27 protein-coding genes are annotated in these 25,280 nt (G+C 75.2%); 8 read left to right on the top strand and 19 right to left on the bottom strand.

The genetic code is table 11. The annotated features are described in order from the left end of the window. Nucleotides 1–219: 219 nt before the first annotated feature. Genes STTU_RS35070 through STTU_RS25975 form a run of 6 tightly spaced genes read left to right on the top strand, consistent with a single transcriptional unit; the run spans nucleotide 220 to nucleotide 7,342 of the window. On the top strand, nucleotides 220–1,551 hold the full coding sequence (locus STTU_RS35070; protein WP_063894622.1) for an ADP-ribosylglycohydrolase family protein: 1,332 nt from the start codon (nucleotides 220–222) through the stop codon (nucleotides 1,549–1,551). After that, nucleotides 1,548–2,747: an ADP-ribosylglycohydrolase family protein gene (locus STTU_RS25995; RefSeq protein ID WP_052862423.1), complete on the top strand. Its 1,200-nt coding sequence runs from the start codon at nucleotides 1,548–1,550 to the stop codon at nucleotides 2,745–2,747. The genes STTU_RS35070 and STTU_RS25995 overlap by 4 nt, the downstream gene beginning before the upstream one ends. Beyond that, on the top strand, nucleotides 2,744–4,285 hold the full coding sequence (locus STTU_RS25990) for an ADP-ribosylglycohydrolase family protein (RefSeq protein WP_043256379.1): 1,542 nt from the start codon (nucleotides 2,744–2,746) through the stop codon (nucleotides 4,283–4,285). Before STTU_RS25995 ends, STTU_RS25990 begins: the two co-directional genes overlap by 4 nt. Next, nucleotides 4,282–5,181 carry a ribokinase gene (rbsK, locus tag STTU_RS25985; RefSeq protein ID WP_043256376.1) on the top strand — a complete coding sequence of 300 codons (900 nt, stop codon included), beginning with the start codon at nucleotides 4,282–4,284 and terminating at the stop codon, nucleotides 5,179–5,181. The genes STTU_RS25990 and rbsK overlap by 4 nt, the downstream gene beginning before the upstream one ends. Beyond that, complete coding sequence (locus STTU_RS25980) at nucleotides 5,178–6,485, top strand: CaiB/BaiF CoA transferase family protein (RefSeq protein WP_043256374.1); 1,308 nt, start codon at nucleotides 5,178–5,180, stop codon at nucleotides 6,483–6,485. The genes rbsK and STTU_RS25980 overlap by 4 nt, the downstream gene beginning before the upstream one ends. Then, entirely contained in the window at nucleotides 6,482–7,342 is an 861-nt protein-coding gene (locus STTU_RS25975) for an HpcH/HpaI aldolase/citrate lyase family protein (protein WP_086021159.1), read from the top strand. The genes STTU_RS25980 and STTU_RS25975 overlap by 4 nt, the downstream gene beginning before the upstream one ends. Before the next feature lie 130 nt (nucleotides 7,343–7,472). Here STTU_RS25975 and lgt read toward each other — a convergent pair whose 3' ends face one another. From lgt to hisI, 11 genes are all read right to left on the bottom strand, one after another. After that, the gene (gene lgt, locus STTU_RS25970) at nucleotides 7,473–8,489 is read right to left on the bottom strand and encodes a prolipoprotein diacylglyceryl transferase (RefSeq protein WP_043256372.1); all 1,017 of its coding nucleotides are present in this window, start codon (nucleotides 8,487–8,489) and stop codon (nucleotides 7,473–7,475) included. A gap of 157 nt (nucleotides 8,490–8,646) precedes the next feature. Then, the gene (locus STTU_RS25965) at nucleotides 8,647–9,429 is read right to left on the bottom strand and encodes a DsbA family protein (RefSeq protein ID WP_043256370.1); all 783 of its coding nucleotides are present in this window, start codon (nucleotides 9,427–9,429) and stop codon (nucleotides 8,647–8,649) included. A 353-nt stretch (nucleotides 9,430–9,782) separates the two neighbouring features. Beyond that, nucleotides 9,783–10,610 carry a tryptophan synthase subunit alpha gene (trpA, locus tag STTU_RS25960; protein WP_009064296.1) on the bottom strand — a complete coding sequence of 276 codons (828 nt, stop codon included), beginning with the start codon at nucleotides 10,608–10,610 and terminating at the stop codon, nucleotides 9,783–9,785. Beyond that, nucleotides 10,607–11,905, bottom strand: coding sequence for a tryptophan synthase subunit beta (gene trpB / locus STTU_RS25955; RefSeq protein WP_007828370.1), 1,299 nt, complete (start codon nucleotides 11,903–11,905; stop codon nucleotides 10,607–10,609). Before trpB ends, trpA begins: the two co-directional genes overlap by 4 nt. Nucleotides 11,906–12,038: 133 nt before the next feature. Then, a complete protein-coding gene (gene trpM / locus STTU_RS36270; RefSeq protein ID WP_399048001.1) occupies nucleotides 12,039–12,326 on the bottom strand; it encodes a tryptophan biosynthesis modulator TrpM in 288 nt (95 codons plus the stop codon). 7 nt (nucleotides 12,327–12,333) lie between these two features. Then, on the bottom strand, nucleotides 12,334–13,143 hold the full coding sequence (gene trpC / locus STTU_RS25945) for an indole-3-glycerol phosphate synthase TrpC (protein WP_010276994.1): 810 nt from the start codon (nucleotides 13,141–13,143) through the stop codon (nucleotides 12,334–12,336). A 187-nt stretch (nucleotides 13,144–13,330) separates the two neighbouring features. Then, nucleotides 13,331–13,753, bottom strand: coding sequence for a DUF2752 domain-containing protein (locus STTU_RS25940; RefSeq protein ID WP_007828366.1), 423 nt, complete (start codon nucleotides 13,751–13,753; stop codon nucleotides 13,331–13,333). 153 nt (nucleotides 13,754–13,906) lie between these two features. Further along, nucleotides 13,907–14,131, bottom strand: a complete 225-nt coding sequence (locus STTU_RS25935) for an HGxxPAAW family protein (protein ID WP_007828364.1) — start codon at nucleotides 14,129–14,131, stop codon at nucleotides 13,907–13,909. A 91-nt stretch (nucleotides 14,132–14,222) separates the two neighbouring features. Next, nucleotides 14,223–14,897: a TIGR02234 family membrane protein gene (locus STTU_RS25930; protein WP_007828362.1), complete on the bottom strand. Its 675-nt coding sequence runs from the start codon at nucleotides 14,895–14,897 to the stop codon at nucleotides 14,223–14,225. 7 nt (nucleotides 14,898–14,904) lie between these two features. Further along, a complete protein-coding gene (locus tag STTU_RS25925; protein WP_007828360.1) occupies nucleotides 14,905–16,410 on the bottom strand; it encodes an anthranilate synthase component I in 1,506 nt (501 codons plus the stop codon). 37 nt (nucleotides 16,411–16,447) lie between these two features. Beyond that, nucleotides 16,448–16,813: a phosphoribosyl-AMP cyclohydrolase gene (gene hisI / locus STTU_RS25920; RefSeq protein WP_007828358.1), complete on the bottom strand. Its 366-nt coding sequence runs from the start codon at nucleotides 16,811–16,813 to the stop codon at nucleotides 16,448–16,450. Between the two features lie 77 nt (nucleotides 16,814–16,890). Between hisI and STTU_RS25915 the strand changes: the two genes are divergently transcribed. Beyond that, nucleotides 16,891–17,526, top strand: coding sequence for a TIGR03085 family metal-binding protein (locus STTU_RS25915; RefSeq protein ID WP_007828356.1), 636 nt, complete (start codon nucleotides 16,891–16,893; stop codon nucleotides 17,524–17,526). Nucleotides 17,527–17,581: 55 nt separating this feature from the next. Here STTU_RS25915 and hisF read toward each other — a convergent pair whose 3' ends face one another. Genes hisF through hisD form a run of 8 tightly spaced genes read right to left on the bottom strand, consistent with a single transcriptional unit; the run spans nucleotide 17,582 to nucleotide 23,324 of the window. Beyond that, nucleotides 17,582–18,343 (bottom strand): imidazole glycerol phosphate synthase subunit HisF, encoded by a 762-nt coding sequence (gene hisF / locus STTU_RS25910; RefSeq protein WP_009064312.1) that lies wholly within the window; start codon nucleotides 18,341–18,343, stop codon nucleotides 17,582–17,584. After that, nucleotides 18,340–18,744 (bottom strand): Rid family hydrolase, encoded by a 405-nt coding sequence (locus STTU_RS25905; protein ID WP_043256365.1) that lies wholly within the window; start codon nucleotides 18,742–18,744, stop codon nucleotides 18,340–18,342. The genes hisF and STTU_RS25905 overlap by 4 nt, the downstream gene beginning before the upstream one ends. Next, nucleotides 18,741–19,472 carry a bifunctional 1-(5-phosphoribosyl)-5-((5-phosphoribosylamino)methylideneamino)imidazole-4-carboxamide isomerase/phosphoribosylanthranilate isomerase PriA gene (gene priA / locus STTU_RS25900; protein ID WP_007828344.1) on the bottom strand — a complete coding sequence of 244 codons (732 nt, stop codon included), beginning with the start codon at nucleotides 19,470–19,472 and terminating at the stop codon, nucleotides 18,741–18,743. The genes STTU_RS25905 and priA overlap by 4 nt, the downstream gene beginning before the upstream one ends. A 2-nt stretch (nucleotides 19,473–19,474) precedes the next feature. Next, entirely contained in the window at nucleotides 19,475–20,116 is a 642-nt protein-coding gene (hisH, locus tag STTU_RS25895; RefSeq protein ID WP_007828342.1) for an imidazole glycerol phosphate synthase subunit HisH, read from the bottom strand. 7 nt (nucleotides 20,117–20,123) lie between these two features. After that, nucleotides 20,124–20,282: a hypothetical protein gene (locus STTU_RS35065; protein ID WP_010277019.1), complete on the bottom strand. Its 159-nt coding sequence runs from the start codon at nucleotides 20,280–20,282 to the stop codon at nucleotides 20,124–20,126. Continuing rightward, entirely contained in the window at nucleotides 20,279–20,872 is a 594-nt protein-coding gene (gene hisB / locus STTU_RS25885) for an imidazoleglycerol-phosphate dehydratase HisB (protein ID WP_043256363.1), read from the bottom strand. Before hisB ends, STTU_RS35065 begins: the two co-directional genes overlap by 4 nt. Then, entirely contained in the window at nucleotides 20,869–21,987 is a 1,119-nt protein-coding gene (locus STTU_RS25880; RefSeq protein ID WP_043256361.1) for a histidinol-phosphate transaminase, read from the bottom strand. The genes hisB and STTU_RS25880 overlap by 4 nt, the downstream gene beginning before the upstream one ends. Continuing rightward, the gene (gene hisD, locus STTU_RS25875; protein WP_007828336.1) at nucleotides 21,984–23,324 is read right to left on the bottom strand and encodes a histidinol dehydrogenase; all 1,341 of its coding nucleotides are present in this window, start codon (nucleotides 23,322–23,324) and stop codon (nucleotides 21,984–21,986) included. The genes STTU_RS25880 and hisD overlap by 4 nt, the downstream gene beginning before the upstream one ends. Before the next feature lie 304 nt (nucleotides 23,325–23,628). Here hisD and STTU_RS25870 point away from each other — a divergent pair, with 304 nt between their 5' ends. After that, on the top strand, nucleotides 23,629–25,200 hold the full coding sequence (locus STTU_RS25870; RefSeq protein WP_007828324.1) for a hypothetical protein: 1,572 nt from the start codon (nucleotides 23,629–23,631) through the stop codon (nucleotides 25,198–25,200). Nucleotides 25,201–25,280: the final 80 nt, after the last annotated feature.

Raw genomic sequence — 25,280 nt, 5'->3', positions numbered from 1 at the left:
ACACCGCCGACCCGCTCGACCGGGCCCGGCGTCCCGCGGACCCGCTGGTCACAGGCCGGACCGCGCCCGCTTCCCCGCCGCCGCGCCCCACCGGGAGCGGGCGGCCGGGGACGGTCCCGGGAGCGCCGCCGCACCCGGCCGTGCCCTGCCGGACCCCGCCGCCGCGCCCCCGGCCGGAGGACCTTCCGTCCCCTTCCCGCCCTCCTCCGGAGCCACCCCATGAGCGCCCCCGCAGAGTCCGCGACCGTTCCCGTCACGCCCGCCCGCGCGCACCCCGCCGACGACCCGCGCTCCCCCGCCGCCCGCGTGCTGCTCGGGATCGCCGCCGGGGACGCGGCGGGCTGGCCCGCCGGACGGCACCGGGCGCACGGGATGCCCGCCTGGACGCGGCGGCTCGCGCGCGAACTCGACCTCTTCGCCGAGCAGGGCGGGGTGACGACGCTCCCGGTGCCCGTGGCGCTCAACCAGGCCCCGGGGCCGCTGCGGCTCGGGCCCTCGGACGACGCGGAGTGGGCGGCGCTGACCGCGTACGCGCTGCTCGACGCCGCGACACCCGCCGAGGACGCGGTGCGCGCGGCACTCGACCGGCACTGGACAACGCTCGCGGCCCAGCTCACCGCGCCGCCCGCCGAAGCGGCGGCCGAGACGCCCGCCGACCCGGCGTCCGGGGCGCCCGCCGAGCCGCCCCCCGCCTTCCGCGCCCGGATCTCGGTGCGCACCTCGCTCGCCAACCTCGCCGCCGGGCTCGCGCCCCCGGCCTGCGGGCACGACAACCCGCACTACTTCGACGACGCGGCGTGCGTGCGCGCCGCCGTCCTCGCGACACGGCACCCCGGCGCACCAGCCACTGCCGCCGCGCTCGCCGAGTACGACGCCCGCTACACGCAGGACGGGGACGGCGTGCTCGGCGCGCGCGCCGTCGCGGCGGCGGTCGCGGCGGGACTCGGCGGCGCGGACGCGGAGGGGGCGGTCGGCGCGGCGCTCGCCGAGCTGCCCCCTGGCACGGCGATCGGGCGGGCCGCGCGCGAGGCGGTCGCGCACGCGCGCCGGGTCCTGGGCGAGGGCGACGACGGCGGGAGGGACGAGCCCGGCGGCGAGGCGGGCGCCGCCGCCTTCGCGCTCGTCCCCCTCCTGGAGCACGAGATCGTCGACCACGTCTACAGCTACGGGGTCGCCGCCGCCGAGACCGTGCCCGTCGCGCTCGCGCTCACGCTCGCCGCGCGCGGCCGTCTCGACGCCGCCCTCCCCGCCGCCGCCTGCCTGGCCCGCGTCGCCGACTCGGCGCCCGCGCTGACCGGCGCGCTCACCGGGGCGCTCGGCGCCGTCGTGCCCGCCCCGTGGCGCGCGGCCTGCCGGTGGCTCAGCGGCTGCGCCGTGCCCCGCCTCGCGGGCACCGACCTCCTCGCGCTCGCCGCACGGCTCGACGCCCTCGCGACGGCCCGGCACGGGGAGCCCGCGCGCGGTCCGCTCCGTGAGGCCGCGCAGACCCCCTTCCGAGAGAAGACCACCGCGCCCCCCGCGGGCGCGGGAAAGGACGGCACCGCCTCATGACCGCAGTCTCACCGCTCCCCCCTCCCCGGGACGTCCCCGCCACGGGCCCCGGACTCGCCGACCGTGTGCTCGGCGCGCTGCTCGGCGCCGCCGTGGGCGACGCGCTCGGCGGCCCCGTCGAGGGGTACAGCCCGGAGCAGATCGTGGCGCGGCACGGCGGCAGGGTGACCGGGATCGTCGGCCCGTGGGCGGGCGAACAGTGGCGTACGGCACGCCCCTTGGCGCCGTACCACAAGGGCGACGGGCACGTCACCGACGACACCCTCATGACGCACGCGCTGATCCGCGTCTACGGCACCGTCCGCGACCACCTGGACGCGCACGCGATCGCCGCGCACCTCGTGCCCGAACTCACCGAGCGGCCCCGGTGGATTCCCGAGCTGGAGGCCGAGGCGCTGCCGCTGCAACGCGTGTTCCTCGCCGAGAAATGGCTCGTGACGCGGCTGCACTACGCGCACGCCGACCCCCGCGAGGCGGGCGTCGGGAACGTCGTGAACTGCGGCGCGGCGATGTACATGGCCCCGGTCGGGCTCGTCAACGCGGGCGATCCGGAGGGGGCTTACGCGGAGGCCGCCGAGATCGCGGGCGCGCACCAGTCCTCGTACGGGCGCGAGGCCGCCGCGGTCTTCGCCGCCGCCGTCGCCGCGGCGTGCCGGCCGGGCGCGGGCCCCGACGACGTCGTGGAGGCGTGTCTGCGGCTCGCGAAGGACGGGACGCGCGCGGCGATCGAAGCGGTGTGCGCGGTCGCCGCGCGGCACGGCGAACCGGAGGCGGCGCAGGCCGGACTGCGCGCGGCGATCGCGCCGTACGACACGGTCGGTGAGGAGTACCGGGCGCCCTCGCTCGGCGCGCGGCGGCCCTCGCGGCTGCACGCGATCGAGGAACTGCCCATCGCGCTCGGCATGTTGCTCGTGTGCGCGGGGCGGGGCAGGGACACGATCCTCGGCGCGGTGAACTACGGCAGGGACTGCGACTCGATCGCGACGATGGGCGGGGCGCTCGCGGGAGCGCTCGGCGGCGCCGCGGCGATCCCCGCCGAGTGGGCCGAGGAGGTGAGCCGCGCGAGCCGCCTCGACGTGCGCGGCCCGGCGGCCGAACTCACGGCGGTGGCGCGGGAGATCCACGGCAGGGACGTGGCGCGGCGGCGCGCGCACGAGGCGGCGTTCGCCGCGCTGGAAGCGGGGGATCAGGCGTGAGCGGTACGGGCGGAGCGGGGCTGCGCCTCACGTGGGTGCAGCCCGAGGACCTGATCGGCCACGAGCTGCGGCAGGCGGGCGAGGAGGGGCGCGAGGTCGCGGGCATCGCGGCGCGCTGGTACGCGGCGGGCGGCCTGGCGGCTCCCGTACGGGCCGGGGCGTCCTCCGCCCCCGTACCACGTGAACTTCGCGCGCTCGCCGAGGAGTTGATGGCCCGGATCGCGCACGTCCCCGAGGCGGGCGGCCGCGCCGAGCCGACGGACTTCGACGGGATCGTCGCGGCGTGTCCCGAGTGGCCCGGGGCGGGCGCGTACGACGGCGATCCGGTCGCGCTGGAGGAGCGGCTCGAAGCGGCCTGGCGCGGGCGCGCGGCCGGGTGCGTGCTCGGCAAGCCCGTCGAGAAGCTCCCGCTCGACGGGATCAGGGCGCTCGCGCGGGCGGCGGGGAACTGGCCGCTGCGCACGTGGTTCACGGCGCGCGGCGTCCCGGCGGACCTGCTCGCCGCGTACCCGTGGAACCGGCGCAGCGCGGGGAACTGCCTCGCCGAGAACATCGCGGGGACGCCCGAGGACGACGACCTCGACCACCCCGTGCTGACCGTCGAGCTGCTGCTGCGGCACGGGCGGGACTTCACGACGGCCGACCTCGCGGCGCTGTGGCTGGAGCAGTTGCCCGCCGGGAAGGTCTTCACGGCCGAGCGGGTCGCGTACGCGAACCTCCTGCGCGGTGTCGAACCCCCGGAGACCGCCCGGCACCGCAACCCCTTCCGCGAGTGGATCGGGGCGCTCATCAGGGCCGACGTGCACGGCTGGACGCACCCGGGCGACCCGGCCGGCGCCGCGGAACAGGCGTGGCGGGACGCGGTGCTGAGCCACACGGGCAACGGCGTGTACGGGGCGATGTTCGTGGCGGCCGTGCTCGCGGAGGCGACCGCGCACGGCGGGGACGCGCACCACTGCCTCGCGACAGGCCTGCGCGTCGTGCCGCGAGGGTCCCGCCTCGCGCGCGCGATCCGCGCGGCGATCGCCCTCGCCCGTACCCACGAGGACTTCGCCACCGTCGTCGACGCGCTGCACGCCGCCCACCGGGGCACGCACTGGGTGCACGTCGTCCCGAACGCGGCGCTGCTCGCCGCCGCGCTCACGCACGCGGCGCTCGCGGTCGACGCGGGCACGGAGGAGGACTTCTTCACCGCCGCGGTGACCCGTACCGTCTCCGGCGGCTGGGACACGGATTCGAACGGAGCGACGGCCGGGTCCGTCGCAGGAGTGCTCCACGGGGTCCCCGGGGTGTGGACCGCTCCGCTGGGGAACCGATTGAGGACAGCGGTCAAGGGGAGCTGGAACGACCCCGGCGGGACCGGCGCGGACTACGACACGCTCGCCCGGCTCACGACGGGACTCGCCCTCGCCCCCGGGGCCGCCCCCGACCAGCCCGCCCGCCGCCCCGCCGCCCGGGAGCGCGTCCTCGTACGGGACGTGCCCGCCACGGACGGCGAGGCGCCGCCCCCGACCGCCACCAGGAGCCCCACGCCATGAGCCACATCGTGGTCCTCGGCAGCACGAACATGGATCTCGTCGCCCACGTCGCCCGCGCCCCCGAGCGCGGCGAGACCGTCACCGGGCACAGTTTCCGCACCCATCCCGGCGGCAAGGGAGCCAACCAGGCCGTCGCCGCCGCGCGCGCGGGCGGGACCGTCGCGATGATCGGCGCGGTCGGCGAGGACGCCTTCGGCACCCGGCTGCGGCAGGAACTCGCCGACGCCGGGGTGGACACCGAACTGCTCCGCCTCGTCCCCGGCCCGAGCGGCACCGCGCACATCGTCGTGGACGACGCGGGGGGCAACGCGATCGTCGTCGTCCCGGGCGCCAACGGGAGCCTGACCGGGCTCGCGCCCGGCGACGAGCACCTCATCGCGGCGGCCGACACGCTGCTCCTGCAACTGGAGATCCCGCTCGGCACCGTCCTCGCCGGGGCCGAGGCCGCGCGCCGCCACGGCGTGCGCACGGTCCTCACGCCCGCGCCCGCGCAGACCCTGCCCCCCGGGCTCCTCGCCGCGACCGATCTCCTCGTCCCCAACGAGCACGAGGCCGCGGCCCTGACCGGGAGCCGCGACCCGGCCGAGGCCGCGCGCGTCCTGCTCGACCGCGTGCCCGAGGTCGTCGTGACGCTCGGCGCGCGCGGCTGCCTGTACGCGGCGAGAGGCGCGGACCAGCTCCTCGTCCCCGCGCCCGAGGTGGACCCGGTGGACACGACGGCGGCCGGGGACACCTTCGTCGGCGCCCTCGCGGTCGCGCTCGGCGAGGGCCGCGCGATGCCGGACGCGCTCGCGTGGGCGGGCACCGCGGCGGCGCTCTCGGTGCAGCGCGCGGGCGCGGCGCCCTCGATGCCGCACCGGTCCGAGATCGACGCGAGCGCGGGGGTGGTGGCGTGACACGGGAGCCCTACGAGGGCGGGCGGGAGCCCGGCCCCGAGGCGCGCGAGGCGGGGTCCTACGAGGCGGGCCCGGCCCCGAGCCCGTACGAGCCCGACACGCCGGAGGCGCCCGAGGAGCCGGGGCCCCTGCACGGCACCCGCGTGCTCGATCTCGCGACGCTCTTCGCCGGGCCGCTCGCCGCCACGATGCTCGCGGACTTCGGCGCGGACGTCGTGAAGATCGAGCATCCGACGCGGCCCGATCCCTCGCGCGGGCACGGGCCCGGCAAGGACGGCGTGGGGCTGTGGTGGAAGCTCCTCGGGCGCGGGAAGCGGAACGCCACGGCGGACCTGTCGCGCCCGGAGGGACGCGAGGTGCTGCTGCGGCTCGTCGCGGACGCGGACGTCGTGATCGAGAACTTCCGTCCGGGGACGCTGGAGCGCTGGGGCCTCGGCTGGGCGGAGTTGAGCGAGGTCAATCCGCGGCTCGTCCTCGCGCGCGTGACGGGCTTCGGGCAGTTCGGCCCGTACGCGCGGCGCCCCGGCTTCGGGACGCTCGCGGAGGCCATGAGCGGGTTCGCGGCGATCACCGGGGAGCCGGACGGGCCCCCGGTCCTGCCGCCGTTCGGGCTCGCCGACTCGATCGCGGCGCTCGCGACGGCGTACGCGGTCATGACGGCGCTCGCGGGGCGGGAGCGCACGGGACGCGGCCAGGTCGTCGATCTCGCGATCATCGAGCCGATCCTCACGGTGCTCGGCCCGCAGCCCCTCTGGTACGACCAGCTCGGCTACGTCCAGCCGCGTACCGGCAACCGCTCCACGAACAACGCGCCGCGCAACACCTACCGCACGGCGGACGGCCGCTGGGTCGCGGTCTCGACCTCGGCGCAGTCGGTCGCCGAGCGGGTCCTGCGGCTCGTCGGGCGTCCCGAGCTGATCGACGAGCCGTGGTTCGGGAGCGGCGCGGGGCGCGCCGCGCACGCGGACGTGCTCGACGAGGCGGTGGGCTCCTGGATCGCGGCGCGCGAGAGCAAGGAGGTCGTGGACGCCTTCGAGGAGGCGGAGGCGGCGATCGCGCCCGTGCAGGACGTCGCCGACGTCATGGCCGATCCGCAGTACGCGGCGCTCGGCTCGCTGCCCGTGTTCGACGACCCGGAGCTGGGGCGCCTGCGGATGCAGAACGTGCTCTTCCGGCTCTCGGAGACGCCGGGCCACATCCGGTGGACGGGCAGGCCGCACGGCGCGGACACGGACGCGGTGCTCGGCGAGGCCGGTTTCGGCGCCGGGGACATCGCGCGACTGCGGGCGGCGGGGGCGGTATGACGAGCGAGGCGAGGGAGAACGGTCTGTCCAGCACTCCGCTGACCTGGCTGTACGTGCCGGGCGACCGTCCCGCACGGGTCGAGAAGGCGCTCGCGGCGGGCGCCGACGTGGTGCTCGTCGATCTGGAGGACGCGGTCGCGCCGGACGGCAAGGAGTACGCGCGGGCCGCCGTCGCCGAACTCCTCTCGGCCCCGGTCCCGGTTCCGGTGCACGTGCGCGTGAACCACCTGGACGGCCCCTGGGGCGCGCACGACGTGGCGGCCCTCGTCGGGCTGCCGCACCTGTCGGGCCTGCGGCTGCCGAAGTCGCGCGGCCCGGAGGACGTGCGGCGCGCGGCGGTCGCCTGCGGCGGGGCGCCGATCCCCGAGCTGTACCCGATCCTGGAGTGCCCGCTCGGCGTCGAGCGCGCCTTCGAGGTCGCGACGGCGCACCCGGCGGTACGGGGCGTGGCGCTCGGCGAGTCGGACCTGCGGGCGGCGCTCGGGGTGCGCGGGGACGCGGGGCTCGACCACGCGCGCGGGCGCGTCGTGCTCGCGGCGGGCGCGGCGGGGCTCGCGCCGCCCGCGCAGTCGGTGTACCCGGACGTGCGGGACGAGGAGGGCCTGGCGGCCTCGTGCCGCCACGGCAGGGACCTCGGCTTCTTCGGGCGCGCCGCGATCCATCCCCGGCAGCTCGCGGTCATCGAGCACGCGTGGCGCCCCGGCGGCGCGGAGGTCGCGGCGGCGGACGAGGTGCTGAGCGCGGCGGCGGAGGACGGTGGCGCGTTCGCGCTCCCGGACGGCCGCTTCGTGGACGCGGCGCTCGTCGCGGTCGCCCGCCGCACGAAGGCGCTCGCGGAACGGCTCGGGGTGGGGTGAGGGGCTTGGGGTGAGGGGCGCGGCGGGGGGACGGATACGGGGGCAGGGCGGGACGGAGGTGATCCGTCCCGCCCTGCCGGGTGCCGTGCGGGTGCCGTGGGCGGTGGCCCCCGGGCTCAGCTCTTCGGGCTCAGCTCTTCTTGAGGGAGGCGGTGGGGCCGGAGGGCTCGGCGTCCTCGGCGGCGGTGTCGCCCGGCTCCCCGGCCTCGCCCGCCGCCTCGTCCCCGTCCTTGTCCGCCTTCGCGCCCTCGCCCTCGGCGTCCTTCGCGTCCCCGCCGTCCTCGAGGGTCTTCGCGTCCTCTGTGTCCCGCGGCTCCGGGGTCTCCCCGTCGCCGCCCTTGTCGTGGATGGTCTCGCGGCCCGGACGGAGGCGGGCGGAGAGCACGAAGTAGGCGACGGCCGCGACGAAGACGACGATCGCCGTCCACACGTTGAGCCGGACCCCGAAGATGTGGTGCGCGCTGTCGACACGCATGTACTCGATCCAGCCGCGGCCCGCGCAGTACGCGGCGACGTAGAGCGCGAAGGCGCGCCCGTGGCCCAGGCGGAAGCGGCGGTCGGCCCAGATCACGAGGAGGCCGACGCCGACGCACCACAGGAACTCGTAGAGGAACGTCGGGTGGTACGTGCCGGGGATGCGACCGCCGCTGTCGCTGGTGATCTTCACCGCCCAGGGCAGGTCGGTGGGCTTGCCGTACAGCTCCTGGTTGAACCAGTTGCCCCAGCGGCCGATCGCCTGGGCGAAGGCGATGCCGGGGGCGACCGTGTCGGCCCAGGCCGGGAGCGGGATGCCGCGCCTGCGGCAGCCGATCCAGGCGCCGAGGGCACCGAAGGCGATCGCGCCCCAGATACCGAGGCCGCCCTCCCAGATCTTGAAGGCGTTGACCCAGTCCTTGCCCTCGGTGAAGTACAGCTCGTAGTCGGTGATGACGTGGTAAAGCCGTCCGCCGACGAGCCCGAAGGGCACGGCCCAGACGGCGATGTCCGCCACCGTGCCCGCCCGGCCGCCGCGCGCGATCCAGCGCCGGTTGCCGATGAGCACGGCGACGAAGACGCCGATGATGATGCAGAACGCGTATCCGCGCAGCGGGATGGAGCCGAGGTACAGCACTCCGCGCGACGGGCTGGGAATGTAGGCAAGGTCCATGACGTCGTCCACGCTATCGCGGGGCGGGAGGGGGACGGGCCGGAGTGTTGGCAACGTCTCCGTAACAGCGCCCTTCGGCGGGGCCGGTCCTCCGCCGCCTCCGGCCGTCTCCTCAAGCGCCGGACGGGCTTGATTCGTGGGCCTCGGGCGAAGGGGTTCAGCCCTTGGCCGCCTTCTCCTCCACCAGCTCCTTCAGGCGCTCGGGCGTGAAGGCGGGCTTCGGGTTCTTGAAGACGTCTTTGCCGTCGAGGATCACCGTGGGGGTGCCGCGGAAGTCGCCCTGCTGGAACTTCTCGTTGGACTTCGCGACCCAGGCGCGGTGGGTGTTCCCGCTCACGCAGTCGCGGAAGGCGGGCGTGTCGAGGCCCTTGACCTTCTTGGCGAGGGCGAGGAGCTTGTCCGGCTCGGCGTAGGGGTCGGTCGTCTCGGCGGGCTGGTTGGCGTAGAGGACGTCGTGGTACGCGGGGAACTTGCCCTCGTCCTGCGCGCAGAGCGCCGCGTTGGCCGCCGTCGCCGAGCCGCTGCCCCCCATGTTGCCGTCGATGAGGGTGGCGAGGTGGTACTCGACGCGGAGCTTGCCCGAGGCGGTCAGCTCGTGGACCGCGGACCGGAAGCCGTTCTCGAACTGGGCGCAGGCCGGGCAGCGGAAGTCCTCCCAGATGGTGAGGACGGAGGGGGCCGACTTCTCGCCGAGCGGGATGGCGAGCCCGTCCTCGCCCGTCGCGCCCTTGGGGGCCACGACGGGCCCCGCGGAGTCCGTACTGCCCTTCTTGCCGATCGTGACGGCGGCGCCGACGCCCCCCACGACGACGAGCACCCCGAGGACGACGGCGCCCATCACGAGGCTCTTGCGCCGCTTCTCGCGGGCCTCCTCACGACGGCGGTCGGCCGCGATGCGGTCCCGCGCGGACAGCTTTCCCTGACGATTCTTCTCGCTCACACCCCCGCCAACGAACCGGAACGGCACGCGTGCCTGCCGCACCGCTTCTTCACGCGGACGAGTGAAGCGGGACGCACGAGGTTGCCGGAAACCGGTCGGACCATCGGCTCATCGCCCACGCGCCGCGCCGCGCCGCGCCGCGCCGCGCCGAGAACTCATCGCCCACCCGCCGCGCGGAAACATCCGAGGGGTCGGTCCAGGGGCACCGCGACCCGGCCCGCACGCCGAGCGACGCGCCCCGCCCGGTCGCCGCGAGAACCCCGGAAAGGCCGCGGGCCGGGCACAGCCGGGAAAATCCCCGCCGTGCCCGGCCCCCGGCCGTGCCTCACGCCTGCCGGAGCGGCCTCATCGGCTCAGCCCCGCCGCCGGACGCCCTTCGCCAGCTCGCCCGCCAGTTCCCGTACCGCAGCGAGTCCCGACTCCTCGTCGGGCGCGTCCAGGAGGCGCTTGACGAAGGCGGAGCCGACGATGACGCCGTCCGCGAAGGCGGCGACCTCGGCGGCGTGGGCGGGGGTCGAGACGCCGATGCCGACGCAGACCGGCAGGTCCGTCGTGGCGCGGGTGCGGGTCACGAGGTCCTTGGCCTGTTCGCCGACCGAGTCGCGCGTGCCCGTGACGCCCATGAGCGAGGCCGCGTAGACGAAGCCGCTGCCCGCCGCCGTGATCTCGCCGAGCCGCTTGTCGGTGCTGCTGGGCGCGACGACGAAGACCGTCGCGAGACCGTGCTTCTCGGCGTGCGCGCGCCACTCGGCGGACTCCTGCACGGGCAGGTCGGGCAGGATGCAGCCCGCTCCCCCGGCCTCGGCGAGTTCGCGGGTGAAGCGCTCGATGCCGTAGCGGTCGATCGGGTTCCAGTAGGTCATGACGAGGACGGGCTTGCCCGTCGCCTCGAACGCCTGCCGGACGGTGTCCATGACGTGCCGGATCTTGAGGCCGCCGCGCAGCGCGATGTCGTCGGCGGTCTGGATGACCGGGCCGTCCATGACCGGGTCGGAGTGCGGCAGCCCGACCTCGACGACGTCGGCGCCGCCTTCGAGCGCGGCCCGCACGGCCTTCGCCCCGCCCTCGATGCTCGGGAAGCCCGCCGGGAGGTACGCGACGAGCGCGGCGCGGTTCTCGGCGCGGGCCCCCGCGAGGGTCTCGCTCAGAAGCGCGGACTGTCCAACGTGGTGCTGACTCACTGGGGCTCCCCCTCCGCGTCGGCGCGGACGATGCCGTCCACGACGACCGATTCGTCGTCGTAGAGGCCGAAGTACTTGGCGGCGGTGTCCATGTCCTTGTCGCCGCGGCCGGACAGGTTGACGAGGACGAGCCCGTCGGGGCCGAGTTCGCGGCCGATGTCGAGGGCGCCCGCGAGGGCGTGCGCCGACTCGATGGCCGGGATGATGCCCTCGGTGCGCGACAGGAGCCGCAGCGCCTCCATCGCCTCGCGGTCGGTGACCGGGCGGTACTCGGCGCGCCCGGACTCGCGCAGGTGCGCGTGCTCGGGGCCGATGCCGGGGTAGTCGAGCCCGGCCGAGATCGAGTACGGCTCGGTGATCTGGCCCTCCTCGTCCTGGAGGACGTAGGAGCGGGAGCCGTGCAGTATCCCCGGCTCGCCCGCCGTGAGGGTCGCCGCGTGCTCGCCGGAGGCGACCCCGTGGCCGGCGGCCTCGCAGCCGACGAGCCGGACGCCCTCGTCGGGCAGGAAGGCGTGGAACAGGCCCATCGCGTTGGAGCCGCCGCCGACGCAGGCGACCGCCGCGTCCGGGAGCCTGCCGGTGCGCTCCAGGAGCTGGCGGCGGGCCTCGACGCCGATGACGCGGTGGAAGTCGCGGACCATCGCCGGGAAGGGGTGCGGGCCCGCGACGGTGCCGAAGAGGTAGTGCGTGTGCTCGACGTTGGCGACCCAGTCGCGGAACGCCTCGTTGATGGCGTCCTTGAGGGTGCGGCTGCCGGACTTCACGGCGACGACCTCGGCGCCGAGCATCCGCATGCGGGCCACGTTGAGGGCCTGCCGCTCGGTGTCGATCTCGCCCATGTAGATCGTGCAGTCCAGGCCGAAGAGGGCGCAGGCGGTCGCGGTCGCGACGCCGTGCTGTCCCGCGCCGGTCTCGGCGATGACGCGGGTCTTGCCCATGCGGCGGGTGAGCAGCGCCTGCCCGAGCACGTTGTTGATCTTGTGCGAGCCGGTGTGGTTGAGGTCCTCGCGCTTGAGGAACACGCGGGCGCCGCCCGCGTGTCCGGCGAAGCGCGGCACCTCGGTGAGGGCGCTGGGGCGCCCGGTGTAGTTGAGGAGGAGGTCGTTCAGCTCGGCGGCGAAGGCGGGGTCGCTCTTGGCCTTGTCGTAGGCGACGGCGACCTCGTCCACGGCGGCGACGAGCGCCTCGGGGATGAAGGCGCCGCCGAAACGGCCGAAGTAGCCCTCGGTGTTCGGGCTCAGGCCCTCGGGATCGGGCACGAAGAAGTCGTGCGCCGGGGATGCCTCGTATGACATGGATGGACGCTCCGGTACCGGGGCGCGCGCGGGCGACCCGGGAGAGGTGGTCAGGGACGGCACGGCGGCCACGAGGGTACGGTGTGCGCACGCCCGGACACGTACAGTGCGGGCGGCACGCCGCGTCAGGCCCTCAGCGGCCGGTGCGACGCCATCGCATGCCGTTGACCTGGCCCGGCTCGTCCCCGATCACGTACCGCACGCGGCGGCCGTGGACGCGGCGCGCGGGGGCGCGGCAGCCGCGCGGGCGGCAGCCCCGGGCGAGTCGCGCGTACGGGTCGCGGGCCGGCGCGCACGCCGCCCGCTCCCCCACGGGGCCGGGCCGGGCGGGAACCGCGAGACCGCTGCCCGCCGCGCACGCCGCGGACCCGGACGGGCACGGGGCCTGCCGGGTCGCGGGGGCGGGGGAAGCGGGGGTCATGGGGGTGTCAGTCCCGTCCGTGGCGCAGCGCGGGGTGGGCGCCCGCGGCGACGAGGTCGGCGACGGCGGTCTTCGGGTCGCGCCCGGTGACGAGGGACTCGCCGACGAGGACGGCGTCGGCGCCCGCGTTGGCGTAGGCGATGAGGTCGTGCGGGCCGCGAACGCCGGACTCGGCGACCTTGAGGACCCCCGCGGGCACCTCGGGGGCGACGCGCTCGAAGGTGTTGCGGTCGACCTTGAGGTTCTTCAGGTTGCGCGCGTTGATGCCGATGAGGCGGGCGCCCGCGGCGACCGCGCGCTCGACCTCCGCCTCGTCGTGCGCCTCGACGAGCGGCGTGAGGCCGATCGAGACGGCGCGCTCGATGAGCGATTCGAGCGCGGGCTGCTCCAGGGCCGCGACGATGAGGAGCGCGAGGTCGGCCCCGTAGGCGCGGGCTTCCCAGAGCTGGTACGAGGTGACGATGAAGTCCTTGCGCAGGACGGGGATGTCGACCTTGGCGCGGACGGCTTCGAGGTCGGCGAGCGAGCCGCCGAAGCGGCGCTGCTCGGTGAGCACGGAGATGACGGCGGCGCCGCCCGCCTCGTAGTCCGCCGCGAGCGCGGCGGGGTCGGCGATTGCGGCGAGCGCGCCCTTGGAGGGGCTGGAGCGCTTGACCTCGCAGATGACCTGCACGCCCTCGCCGCCGAGCGCGGCGAGCCCGTCGCGGGCCTCCGGGGCGCGGGCCGCACGCTCCTTCAGCTCGTCGAGGCTGACGCGCGCCTGCCGTTCCGCGAGGTCGGCACGCACTCCGTCGATGATCTCGTCGAGCACACTCACTCCGGCGGACTCCTCTCAAGCCTCCCCGCGCGGGGAGGGGGAACGTGGTACGGGCCCGGCCCTGCCCGGTGGAACGGGGGCGGGGAACCTCATGCGATGGTAGCCGCCACAAGGCGTAAGCGGCGCATCCGGTTGACGGTGGCGAGGCTGACCAGCGGATTCCCCCGGCCTCCGGGCGTGGACGGGCTCAGGGGTGCAGGAAACCGCCGAGCGGCAGGTTCCGTACGAGCGTGAAGACGAGGACGACGGCCCCGAGGGCCCAGCGCAGCCGGGCCGGGGGCTGGAGCACCGCGAGGTCCCGGCCCCGCGCGGCGCGTACGGCCCACACGAGCCAGAGCACGGCGGCGAGCCCGTAGCCGAGCACGGCGAGCGCGTTGTCCTGGAAGGCCGCCGCGAGGTCCCCGTGCGCGACGGCGTGCGCGCTGCGCAGTCCCCCGCAGCCGGGGCAGTAGATCCCGGTGAACCGCAGGAGCGGGCAGGCGGGGTAGTGCCCGGGTTCGTTCGGGTCGACGGCCCCCACGTACGCGAACGCCCCCGCCACGCCGACGAGGGCGAGAGCGGGGGCGGCGAGGCGGCGGGCGGGACGCGCGGAGGGGGCGGAGGTGGTCACGGGCTCATTGTGGAACCAGGCGGCCGACGGCGCACGCCTTCGGCGATCCGTGCCCGCGCCTTCCCGCCGATGCCGCCGCGGAGCGGCGGTCGGACCGCTCCGGCGCGCGCGGCGGGGTCCGGGGCCGCGCCCCGGACCCCCGCGTCACCGGGGTCAGTGGTGGCCGCCGCCGAGGGGGGCGTTGCCCTTGGGCATCCCCAGGCCGGCCGCGCTCATCACGCCGCCCACGATCGCCGCGAGCAGCAGGATGCCGATGCCGACCCAGAAGCCGACCGGCACGGCCATCACGGTGAAGACGCTGCACACGATGAACCCCACGAAGGCGATCAGAACGCCGGTCCACGCCGCCGGTGTGTGTCCGTGGCCCTGTTGCGACATGACTTGCTCCTCGATGCGGTGGATCTACGTGTTCATTGTCGCGCACCGGGCCCGGGGACGCTCACCGGGGTGGGCCCCTGAGCCGCGCGGCTCAGCGCTCGCCCGTGGGGTCCTCGCCCCGGTCGATGGCCTTCCACAGGTCCTCGGGGCGGTCCGGGTCGAGCGCGCGGCGCGGGGCGCGGGGCCGGGGCGCGGCGCCCCCGCGCTCGTACCGTCCGGACATCGCGGGCCAGCGGCGGCCGTGGAGCAGCGCGAGGACACCCGCGACGAGGAGGAGGGCTCCGGCGCCCGTGGAGACCCAGGGCCAGGCGGTGGCGCTGAAGGCGTGGACGGTGGCCGCCGCGTGCCCGGAGGCTTCGGCGGCCTTGTCGTCGAGCGCGCCGTGGTCGCGGGCGCCGAGGACGCCGGCGACGACGGTGCCGACGCCGCTGAGCGCGAGGAGCGCCGCGACGAAGACGCGGCCGGCGTGGCGGACGGCGAAGACGGCGAAGAGCGAGGCGAGGCCGACGATGGCGAGGGCCGCGGGGGCGCCGGTGACGTCGCCGCCCTTCACCGAGAGCGGCAGGGTGCCGCCCACGACGGTCGCGGTGCCGTGCGCCCAGGTCTGGCGCGAACACAGGAGGGCGAGCGCGGCACCCGCGGCGCCGAGCACGAGCGCGGCGGCGAGGCTCCGGCGCGCGCCGCGCTGGGCGCGCGCGCTCGCGGGAGCCGCCGGGCTCGCGGGCGCGGGCGGCGCGTCGGTACGGGGATGCGGGACAGCAGTCACCCGTCCACTATCCCTCACCGCCCCGCGCGGCCCGCAGGCGGTCGGCGCTGTGGACGGCGCGGAGCACGGCGGCGGCCTTGTTGCGGCACTCCTGGTCCTCGGCGAGCGGGTCCGAGTCGGCGACGACCCCGGCCCCGGCCTGCACGTACGCGGTGCCCTCGCGGAGCACGGCGGTGCGGATCGCGATCGCGGTGTCCGAGTCGCCCGCGAAGTCGAGGTAGCCGACGGCGCCGCCGTAGACGCCGCGCCGCGAGGGCTCCAGCTCGTCGATGATCTCGAGGGCGCGCGGCTTGGGGGCGCCCGAGAGGGTCCCGGCGGGGAAGCAGGAGGTGAGGACGTCGAAGGCGGTGCGGCCCTCGGCGACCTGCCCGGTGACGGTCGAGACGATGTGCATGACGTGCGAGTACCGCTCGACGGACATGAAGTCGACGACCTCGACGCTGCCGGGCGCGCAGACGCGGCCGAGGTCGTTGCGGCCCAGGTCGACGAGCATGAGGTGCTCGGCGCGCTCCTTGGGGTCCTTGAGCAGTTCCTCGCCGAGTTCGCGGTCCTCCTGCGGGCTCGCGCCGCGCGGCCTCGTGCCCGCGATGGGGTGGACCATGGCGCGGCCGTCCTCGACCTTGACGAGCGCCTCGGGGCTGGAGCCGACGATGTCGAAGCCGTCGAGGCGCAGGAGGTACATGTACGGCGAGGGGTTGGTGGCGCGCAGGACGCGGTAGACGTCGAGGGCGCTCGCGGCGCACGGGGTCTCGAAGCGCTGCGAGGGCACGACCTGGAAGGCTTCCCCGGCGCGGATGCGCTCCTTGATCGTGTCGACGGCGGTACGGAAGTCGGGGCCGCCCCAGCGCGCGGTGTACTCCGGGAGCGCGGACTCGGGGAGGGCCGCGGGCTCGGAGGCGAGGGGGCGGCGCAGGTCGGCCTCCATCGCGTCGATGCGGGCGACGGCGTCCGCGTACGCCTCGTCGACACCGGTCGCGAGGTCGTTGTGGTTGATGGCGTTGGCGATGAGCCGGACGGTGCCGTTCCAGTGGTCGAGGACGGCGAGGTCGGAGGTGAGGAGCATGGTCAGCTCGGGCAGGCCGAGTTCGTCGGGCGTGTCCTCGGGGAGCTTCTCCAGGCGGCGGACGACGTCGTAGCCGAGGTAGCCGACCATGCCGCCGGTGAAGGGCGGCAGTCCGGGAGCGAGGTCGCGAGGGGTGTGCAGGGTCTCGACGGTGGCGCGCAGGGCCGCGAGCGGGTCGCCCTCGGTGGGGACGCCGACGGGCGGGGTGCCCGTCCAGTGCGCCTGACCGTCCTTCTCGCTGAGCACGGCGGCGCTGCGGACGCCGATGAAGGAGTAGCGGGACCAGGACTGCCCGGCGCTCTCGGCCGATTCGAGCAGGAAGGTGCCGGGGCGCTCGGCGGCGAGCTTGCGGTAGAGGCCGACCGGGGTGTCGCCGTCGGCGAGGAGGGTGCGGCTGACGGGGATGACACGCCGGTCGGCGGCGAGAGCGCGGAAGGCTGCGAGGTCCATGGGGCAGGACCCTACTGGCCTGCGGGGGCCGCTCGGGTCAGGTGTCCTCGCGGAGCAGCACGTCCGCGTCGAAGCACGTGCGGTCGCCCGTGTGGCAGGCGGCGCCCACCTGGTCGACCTTGACGAGGAGCGTGTCGCCGTCGCAGTCGAGGGCCACCGACTTGACGTGCTGGACGTGCCCGGAGGTGTCGCCCTTGACCCAGTACTCCTGGCGCGAGCGCGACCAGTAGGTGCAGCGCCCGGTGGTGAGGGTGCGGCGCAGCGCCTCGTCGTCCATCCACCCGAGCATGAGCACCTCGCCGGTGTCGTACTGCTGGGCGACGGCGGGCACGAGCCCGTCCGCCGTCCGCTTGAGGCGCCGGGCGAGGTCCGGGTCGAGGGGGCTGTCGGCCGTACTGTTCATACCGCCATTGTCGCGCAGCGCGGCGCGTGCGGGCGCGGGGCGTTTGCCGGGCACCGTACCGGGCTAGGCTGACCTCTATGTCCAGTCATGCGAAGCGTGAACGGCTGCTTCTGGCCGATCTGTTGGAGGCGTCGGGTCCCACCGCGCCGACCCTGTGCGAGGGGTGGCTCACGCGGGACCTGGCCGCCCATGTGGTGGTGCGCGAGCGGCGCCCGGACGCGGCGGGGGGCATGTTCGTCAAGGCGCTCGCCCCGCGCCTGGAGCGGGTGCAGGCGGAGTTCGCGGAGAAGCCGTACGAGGAGCTGCTCCAGCTCATCCGCACGGGCCCGCAGAAGTACTCGCCGTTCAAGCTCAAGCAGGTCGACGAGCTGGCGAACGCCGTCGAGTTCTTCGTCCACTCCGAGGACGTCCGCCGGGCCCAGCCCGACTGGACGCCGCGCACGCTCGACCCGGTCTTCGCCGGGACGCTGTGGACGCGCCTGGAGAAGATGGCGCGCCCCCTCGCCCGGCGCTCCCCGGTCGGCCTCGTGCTGCGCCTGCCCGACGGCCGCACGGCGGTCGCCAACCGCGAGACCCCGGTCGTGACGGTGACGGGCGAGCCGGGCGAGCTGACCCTCTTCCTCTTCGGCCGCCAGGAGCAGGCGGACGTCCAGCTTGAGGGCGAGAAGGCGGCGGTCACGGCGGTCTCGGAGACGGACAAGCTGGGGTTCTGAGCGGCTGCCGCCCCGCGCGGGCCCCTCTGGGGGGCGGGGCGGCCTGGCCGACGTGTCAGCGCACCGGCAGGCCCGCGGCGCGCATCGCGGTTTTGACCTCGTCGACGCGCAGGTCGCCGAAGTGGAAGACGGAGGCCGCGAGGACCGCGTCGGCGCCCGCTTCGACGGCGGGGACGAAGTCGGCGAGTTTTCCCGCGCCGCCGCTCGCGATGACGGGGACGTCGACGCGGCGGCGGACCTCGGTGATCATCTCCAGGTCGTAGCCGTCCTTGGTGCCGTCCGCGTCCATGGAGTTGAGCAGGATCTCGCCCGCGCCCAGCTCCGCGGCGCGCTCCGCCCACGCGAGCGCGTCGAGCCCGGTGCCCGTGCGCCCACCGTGGGTCGTCACCTCGTAGCCCGGGGTCCCGTCGGTGCGGCGGCGGGCGTCCACGGAGAGGACGAGGACCTGGCGGCCGAAGCGCTCGGCGATCTCGCGGATCAGCTCGGGGCGGTTGATCGCCGCCGTGTTGACGCCGACCTTGTCGGCGCCCGCGCGCAGTAGCCGGTCCACGTCCTCGGCGGTGCGGACGCCGCCGCCGACCGTGAGCGGGATGAAGACCTGTTCGGCGGTGCGGCGCACGACGTCGTACGTCGTCTCGCGCGAGCCGGACGAGGCGGTGATGTCGAGGAACGTCAGCTCGTCGGCGCCCTGGGCGTCGTAGAGCTTGGCGAGTTCGACGGGGTCGCCCGCGTCGCGCAGGTTCTCGAAGTTGACGCCCTTGACGACACGCCCCGCGTCCACGTCGAGGCAGGGGATCACGCGTACGGCGAGGCTCATGCGCCCCCCTCGGGGGCCCGGTACGCCTCGACCTCGATCTCGACCGACATCTCCGGGTCGATGAGCCCGGCGACGAGGACGAGGCTCGCGGCGGGGCGGACCTCGCCGAAGACGTCGGCGTGCGCGCGGCCGACCTCGGCGGTGTCGCCGCCGTGCACGACGTACATGCGGGTGCGGACGACGTCGGCGGCGGTGAGGCCGAGGCGGCCGAGCGCGTCGAGCGCCGTCGCGAGGGCGGCGCGGGCCTGCTCGTAGGGGCCGCCCGCGACGAGGCGCCCGGCCTCTATGCCCGTGCACCCGGAGACCAGGACGAGGCCGTTGGGGAGGGCGACGGCGCGCGAGTAGCCGATCGCGTCCTCGTAGGGGCCCCCGGAGGAGATCCTGCGCACCTCGCCGCTCACGCCTGCCTCACCACGTCGAGCGCCTCCTCCAGCGTGAACGCCTTGGCGTAGAGCGCCTTGCCGACGATCGCGCCCTCGACGCCCTCGGGGACGAGCGTGCTGAGCGCGCGCAGGTCGTCGAGGGTGGCGACGCCGCCGGAGGCGACGACGGGGCGGTCCGTCGCGGCGCAGACGCCGCGCAGGAGGTCGAGGTTGGGGCCCTTGAGGGTGCCGTCCTTGGCGATGTCGGTGACGACGTAGCGGGCGCAGCCCTCGGCGTCGAGGCGCGCGAGGGTCTCGTAGAGGTCGCCGCCGTCGCGGGTCCAGCCGCGCCCGCGGAGCGTCGTGCCGCGCACGTCGAGCCCGACGGCGATCCGGTCGCCGTGCTCGGCGATGACCTTGGCGACCCACTCGGGGGTCTCCAGGGCGGCGGTGCCGAGGTTGACGCGGGTGCAGCCGGTGGCGAGAGCCGCGGCGAGGGTGTCGTCGTCGCGGATGCCGCCGGAGAGTTCGACCCGGATGTCCATGGCGGCGGTCACCTCGGCGACGAGCGCGCGGTTGTCGCCGGTGCCGAAGGCGGCGTCGAGGTCGACGAGATGCAGCCACTCGGCGCCCGCCGACTGCCACGCGAGGGCGGCTTCGAGGGGGGAGCCGTAGGAGGTCTCCGTACCGGACTCGCCGTGCACGAGGCGCACGGCCTGGCCGTCGCGGACGTCGACGGCGGGGAGGAGTGCGAGCTGCTGGGCCATGGTCAGAGGGTCTCGATCCAGTTGGTGAGGAGCTGGGCTCCGGCGTCGCCGGACTTCTCGGGGTGGAACTGGGTGGCCCACAGGGGGCCGTTCTCGACGGCGGAGACGAAGCGTTCGCCGTGCGTGGTCCAGGTCACGAGGGGGGCGCGCAGGTGGGGGTTGGTGACGTCGAGGGTCCAGTCGTGGACGGCGTAGGAGTGCACGAAGTAGTAGCGCTCCTCGGGGCCGAGGCCGGCGAACATGGCGCTGTCGGCGGGGGCTTCGACGGTGTTCCAGCCCATGTGCGGGACGACGTCGGCCTTGAGCGGGCCGACCGTGCCGGGCCACTCGTCGAGTCCCTCGGTCTCGACGCCGTGCTCGATGCCGCGGCCGAAGAGGATCTGCATGCCGACGCAGATGCCGAGGACGGGGCGGCCCCCGGTGAGGCGGCGGTCGACGATCCAGTCCCCGCGCGCGGCCCTGAGCCCGGCCATGCAGGCGGCGAAGGCGCCGACGCCGGGGACGAGGAGGCCGTCGGCGGCCATCGCGGCGTCGTAGTCGCTGCTGATCTCGACCTCGGCGCCGGTCCGGGCGACGGCGCGCTCGGCGGAGCGGACGTTGCCGAAGCCGTAGTCGAGGACGACGACCTTCTTCTTCGTGGTCATGGGGCGCTCACACCGTCAGGTTGAGGACGCCCGCGATCAGGAAGACCCCGGCGCCGACGGACAGCATCGCGAGCAGGCTCTTCGGCATGCCCTGCTTGACGAAGGACCAGACGCCCCCGGCGAGGAACAGGCCGATGATGATCAGAAGCGTGGAGGTGCCGTTCACAGGGCGCCCTTCGTGGAGGGGAGGATGCCCGCGGCGCGCGGGTCGGGTTCGCTGGCGTAGCGCAGGGCGCGGGCGAGTGCCTTGAACTGGCACTCGACGACGTGGTGCGCGTTGCGCCCGTAGGGCACGTGGACGTGCAGGGCGACCTGGGCCTGCGCGACGAAGGACTCCAGGATGTGCCGGGTCATCGTCGTGTCGTAGGCGCCGATCATCGGGGCCATGTGCTCGGGCTCGGTGTGCACGAGGTAGGGGCGCCCGGAGAGGTCGACGGTGACCTGTGCGAGGGATTCGTCGAGCGGCACCGTGCAGTTGCCGAAGCGGTAGATGCCGACCTTGTCGCCGAGGGCCTGCTTGAAGGCGGCGCCGAGGGCGAGCGCGGTGTCCTCGATGGTGTGGTGCGTGTCGATGTGCAGATCGCCCTCGGTGCGTACGACGAGGTCGAACAGGCCGTGCCTGCCGAGCTGGTCGAGCATGTGGTCGTAGAAGCCGACACCCGTCGAGATGTCGGTTTTCCCGGTTCCGTCGAGGTCGATCTCGACCAGCACGGAGGTCTCCTTGGTGGTGCGCTCCACCCGGCCCGTGCGGCTCATGCGCTGTGCTCCTTCTTCAGTCCGCGTACCGCGTCGAGGAACGCGTCGTTCTCGGCGGGGGTCCCGGTCGAGACCCGCAGTCGCCCCGGTACGCCGTTGTCCCTGACCAGGACGCCCCGGTCGAGGATGTACTGCCAGGCGGCGTGCGCCCCGCCGGGCCCGTCGAAGACCCCGAACTGCACGAAGTTCGCGTCGGAGGGGGTCACGTCGAAGCCGAGCGCGGTCAGCTCGGTGACGAGCCGGTCGCGCTCCGCCTTGAGCTGCTCGACGTACCCGAGCAGCGTATCGGTGTGCTCCAGCGCGGCGAGCGCGGTGGCCTGGGTGACGGCGGAGAGGTGGTACGGGAGGCGTACGAGCTGGACCGCGTCGACCACGGCGGGGTCGGCGGCGAGGTAGCCGAGGCGGAGCCCGGCGGCGCCGAACGCCTTCGACATGGTGCGCGAGACCACGAGCAGCGGGCGGCCGTCGAGGAGCGGGAGCAGCGAGTCGGCGTGGCTGAACTCGACGTACGCCTCGTCGACGACGACGACCGTCGGCTTGACGGCCTGCGCGGCCTCGTAGAGGGCGACGACGGTCTCGCGGTCCACCGCCGTGCCGGTCGGGTTGTTGGGCGAGGTGATGAAGACGACGTCGGGGCGGTGCGTCGCGAGCGCGGCGACGGCGGCCTCGGTGTCGATCGTGAAGTCCGCGCGGCGGGGCCCGGAGACCCACTCGGTGCTGGTGCCGCGGGCGATGAGGCCGTGCATCGAGTAGGAGGGCTCGAAGCCGATCGCGAGCCGCCCGGGGCCGCCGAAGACCTGGAGGAGCTGCTGGATGACCTCGTTGGAGCCGTTCGCCGCCCACACCTGCTCGGTGGTGACCTCGAAGCCGTCGCGGGAGAGGTACGCGGCGAGCGCGGTGCGCAGCTCGACGGCGTCGCGGTCCGGGTAGCGGTTGAGGTCACGGGCGGCCTCGGCGACGCGCTCGGCGATACGCGCGACGAGCGCGTCGGGGAGCGGGTACGGGTTCTCGTTGGTGTTGAGGCGGACGGGCACGTCGAGCTGGGGCGCGCCGTAGGGGCTCTTGCCGCGCAGTTCGGGGCGGAGCGGGAGGGCGTCGAGGCGGTTCGTCGTCACGCGCGCGGCACCTGCCCCTCGAAGCGGGCGGTCACGGCGGCGCCGTGCGCGGGCAGGTCCTCGGCCTCGGCGAGGGTCACGACGTGGTGGGCGACCTCGGCGAGGGCGTCGCGGCTGTAGTCGACGATGTGGATGCCGCGCAGGAAGGACTGCACGGACAGGCCCGAGGAGTGGCAGGCGCAGCCGCCGGTGGGCAGCACGTGGTTCGACCCGGCGCAGTAGTCGCCGAGCGAGACGGGCGCCCAGGGGCCGACGAAGATCGCGCCCGCGTTGCGGACCCGGGCGGCGACGGCGGCGGCGTCGGCGGTCTGGATCTCCAGGTGCTCGGCGGCGTAGGCGTCCACGACGGTGAGCCCGTCGGCGAGGTCGTTGACGAGGACGAGCGCGGACTGGCGCCCGGCGAGGGCGGGTTCGACGCGCTCGGCGCGGTGCTTGGTCGCGGCGACCTGGCGGGACAGCTCCAGCTCGGTGGCCTCGGCGAGCGCGGGCGAGTCGGTGACGAGGACGGAGGCGGCCATGGGGTCGTGCTCGGCCTGGCTGATGAGGTCGGCGGCGACGTGCACGGGGTCGGCGCTCGCGTCGGCGAGGATCGCGATCTCGGTCGGGCCCGCCTCGGCGTCGATACCGATACGGCCCTTGAGCAGGCGCTTCGCGGCGGCGACGTAGATGTTGCCGGGCCCGGTGACGAGGTTCACGGGGCGGCAGCCCTCGGGGTCCTCGGGGCCGTGCGTGCCGTAGGCGAACATCGCGACGGCCTGGGCGCCGCCGGCCGCGTACACCTCGTCGACGCCGAGGAGGGCGCAGGCGGCGAGGATCGTCGGGTGCGGGAGCCCGCCGAACTCGGGCTGGGCGGGCGAGGCGACGGCGATGCCCTCGACCCCGGCCTCCTGCGCGGGCACGACGTTCATGACGACGGAGGAGGGGTAGACCGAGCGCCCGCCGGGCACGTAGAGCCCGACGCGCTCGACGGGCACCCACTTCTCGGTGACGGTGCCGCCGGGGACGACCTGGGTGGTGACGTCGGTACGGCGCTGCTCGCGGTGGACGAGGCGGGCGCGGCGGATCGACTCGACGAGCGCGGCCTCGACCTCGGGATCGAGCGCGGCGCGGGCCTTCTCGATCTCGGCCCTCGGCACCCGCAGGTGCGCCGGTGTCCCGTCGCCGAAGCGCTCGCCCCACTCGATGACCGCCCTGGACCCCCGATGGCGCACGTCCTCGCAGACGGGCCGCACCTTCTCCAGGGCGGCCTCGACGTCGAACTCGGCTCGGGGCAGCAGCTCGCGCAGCGCCGAGCCCTCGGGGAGGGCGGCACCGCGCAGGTCGATTCGAGAGATCACGGGGTCAAGTCTCGCAGACGCCGCGCGGGGCACGCGGGCGCGTATCACTCGGTGATACGGGACGGGGTGCGGCGGGTCCGCGAGGCCGTGGAGGGGCGGCGGCGAGCGGTCCGCGCGCACCCGCAGACACCCGGGGCGGCACCCTGCGTCACCCCCGGGCGGGCCGCCCGAACAAAAGAACCCCTCCCCACCACGCGATTCGTCTCACCGTGCGCGTTCACGACGTCACGCAGCGGGCATGTGACCCCTGACGGTGTGTGCGCACGGCTGTGCGCGCCGACGACTCCTTGAGGGGAGGCCGGCCGTGATCGAGGAACTGAGCGGCGAGCCGCCGGAGTGGTTGAGCCCGGCGGAGGCCGGGCTGTGGCAGGCGTTCCGCAACGGCAGCATGTTCGATCTGCGCACGGGGGACCCGGTCAGGGACGATCCGCACGGCACCGAGCCGTGGGGGCACGACAGGGAGGTGCGGGCGCGCGTCGTGTGCGTCCTGCTGCTGAGCTGTCCGCCCCCGCTGCGCGGGCGGGTCGCCTCGCTCAAGCTCGCCGGGGCGCGCGTGACGGGCCTGCTCGACCTCGCGGGCGGCACGGTCGCCCCGTACGTCGAACTCGTGGGCTGCCGCTTCGAGCAGGAGGTGCTGCTGCCCGAGGCGCGGTTCACGACGCTGCGGCTCGTGGACTGCGCGCTGCCCCGCCTGGAGGCGGCGCGGCTGCACACCGAGGGCGATTTCCACCTCCCGCGCTGCCAGGTCGCGCACGGCGTCCGGCTCACGGACGCGCACATCGGGACCGACCTGCTCCTGAACCAGGCGGTGCTGCGCGCGGACCGGCGCGGGAGCTGCCTGCTCGGCGACGGGCTGAACGTGGGCCAGGACCTCCAGGCGGAACTCCTGGAGGCGGAGGGCGAGGTGAGCCTGCGCGGGGCGCAGATCGGGGTCTCGCTGAGCCTGCGCGGGGCGCGGCTGAGCCACCCGTACGGGCGCCGCGCGCTCAACGCGCCGCAGCTGACCGTGGAGCGCACGCTCTACCTGACCCCGGCCGCCGTGCTCGACCCACCGGTGACGGGCGGGAGCACCCCGGCGCGCGGGGCGCGGGTGCGGGGCTTCGAGTGCCGGGGCGGGGTGCGGCTCGACGACGGGAGGTTCGGGGACGCGGTCGACCTGGAGCAGGCGGAGTTCGTGCTCGACAACGACCAGGAGGTGTCGCTGCGCCGTATCCAGGTGCCCGAGTTGCGGTTCCTCGCGCGGCGGGTCGAGCGGGGGCGGGTCGTGCTCTCGGGGGCGCGGGTCGGGACGCTCGTGGACCGGGCGGCGAGCTGGCCGCGCGCGGGGCTGCTCGCGATGGGCGGGTTCAGTTACGAGAACCTCGTGCCGGTCGGGGCCTTCCCGCTCTCGGCGCGGCTCGCGTGGGTCGCCGCGGCCGACCCGGAGTACCGGCCCGAGGGGTACGAGCGGCTCGCCGCCGTGCTGCGCGCGGGCGGCGAGGACCCGGAGGCGCGCCAGGTGCTGCTCGCCAAGGAGCGGGCGCGGCGCGCGACGCTGCCGCCCGCCGTACGGCTGTGGGGGTACGTGCAGGACGTCACGGTGGCGTACGGGTACCGGCCGGGGCGGGCGGCGCTGTGGATGGGGGTGCTGTGGGCGGCGAGCAGTCTGTTCTTCTCCTGGGAGCCGCCCTCGCCGCTGCGCGCGGGCGAGCACCCGCAGTGGAACCCGGCGCTCTTCGCGCTCGACCTGCTCATCCCCGTCATGGACCTGGGACAGGAAGGTTTCTGGCGGATGCAGGGGGCCGCGCAGTGGGCGGCGGCGGGGCTCGTGGCGCTCGGCTGGATGCTCGCGACGACGGTCGCCGCGGGGGCGACGCGGGCGCTGCGCAAGGGCTGAGCGCGGCGCCCCGGCCGGACCGCAGGTTTTGCCAGGGCTTTACCCCGGCCCGTACAACGTAAGCCCCGATGCCAAAGCGA

Source organism: Streptomyces sp. Tu6071, assembly GCF_000213055.1.
Taxonomy (GTDB): Bacteria; Actinomycetota; Actinomycetes; order Streptomycetales; family Streptomycetaceae; genus Streptomyces; species Streptomyces evansiae.
This window is presented reverse-complemented; position numbering and strand designations above follow the sequence as displayed.